Origin of the sequence: Brevundimonas sp. TWP2-3-4b1 (assembly GCF_049897665.1) — a bacterium.
In the GTDB taxonomy this organism is placed as follows: domain Bacteria; phylum Pseudomonadota; class Alphaproteobacteria; order Caulobacterales; family Caulobacteraceae; genus Brevundimonas; species Brevundimonas subvibrioides_B.
The window spans coordinates 1-1,494 of the sequence record NZ_JAFCWQ010000062.1 but is presented as its reverse complement, the minus strand read 5'-3'; the positions used below and the strand labels follow the sequence as shown (position 1 = coordinate 1,494).

Sequence of the window (1,494 nt, the reverse complement as noted above, 5' to 3'; positions counted from 1 at the left end):
GTCGGGATCACGAACGAGCTATCGGCGTGCTCGAGGTCACTGTCCGGCCAGCGGGCGGTGATGGTCTTGACCTTGGTCCAGAACTTCACGCCCTCCATGCCGTGCTGGTTGGTGTCGCCGAAGGCCGAGCGCTTCCAGCCGCCGAAGGTGTGATAGGCGACCGGCACCGGGATCGGGACGTTGATCCCCACCATGCCGACATTGACCCGGGCGGCGAAGTCGCGGGCCGCGCGGCCGTTCTGGGTGAAGATGGCGACGCCGTTGCCGTACTGGTGCTTGGACGGCAGCGACAGGGCCTCCTCGAAGCTGGCGGCGCGCACGATCTGCAGCACGGGGCCGAAGATCTCCTCCTTGTAGGACTCCATCTCCGGGGTGACATGGTCGAACAGCGACGGGCCGATGAAATAGCCGCGCTCGTGGCCCTGCAGCGAGAAGCCACGGCCGTCGACGACCAGTTCGGCGCCGTCTTTCACCCCCTGCTCGATCCAGCCCTCGACCCGGGCCTTGTGCTGGGCCGTGACGACGGGGCCGTAGTGGGCCCCGGCGTCGGTGGAGACGCCGACCCGCATGGTCGGGATCTCGGCGATCATCCGTTCACGGAGTTCGTCGGCGGTCTTCTTGCCGACGGGCACGACCACGGGCAGGGCCATGCAGCGTTCCCCGGCCGAGCCGTAGGCGGCCCCCGACAGGTCCTTGATCACCTGGTCCATGTCGGCGTCGGGCAGGACGATGCCGTGGTTCTTGGCCCCGCCCATGGCCTGGACGCGCTTATGGTTGGCCGCGCCGGTCTGATAGACATAGTGGGCGATGTCGGACGAGCCGACGAAGCTGACGGCATGGATCAGCGGGTGGGTCAGGATGGCGTCGACCGCGACCTTGTCGCCGTGGACGACGTTCAGGACGCCTGCGGGCGCGCCGGCCTCCATCATCAGCTCGGCCAGACGGACCGGCACCGACGGATCGCGCTCCGACGGCTTGAGGATGAAGGTGTTGCCGACGGCGATGGCGACGCCGAACATCCACATCGGGATCATGGCGGGGAAGTTGAACGGGGTGATGCCCGCCACCACGCCCAGAGGCTGGCGCATCGAATAGACGTCGATGCCGGGGCCGGCCCCGTGGGTGTATTCGCCCTTCAGCACATGGGGGATGCCGCAGGCGAACTCGATCACTTCCAGGCCCCGCTGGATGTCGCCCTTCGAGTCGGCGACGACCTTGCCGTGTTCGGCCGACAGCAGTTCGGCCAGGTCGTTCATATTGGCTTCAACCAGACGCTTGAACTCGAACATCACCCGGGCGCGGCGCTGGGGGTTGGTCGAGGACCAGCCCTCGAAGGCGGTCTGGGCGGCCTGGACGGCGCGATCCATCTCGGCGACCGAGGCCAGCTGCACCCGGGCCTGGACCTCGCCGGTGTTGGGATTGAACACATCGGCGAACCGGCCCGAGGCGCCGGTGAAGGACGCGCCGTCGATGAAATGGTTGATGTCGCGCATG

Annotated in this window: 1 protein-coding gene; it reads right to left on the bottom strand. The window is 67.5% G+C overall.

The features are described from left to right. A partial coding sequence (locus tag ACP7A5_RS17915; RefSeq protein WP_426043156.1) for a CoA-acylating methylmalonate-semialdehyde dehydrogenase occupies positions 1-1,493 on the bottom strand: 1,493 nt, incomplete at its 3' end. Position 1,494: the final 1 nt, after the last annotated feature.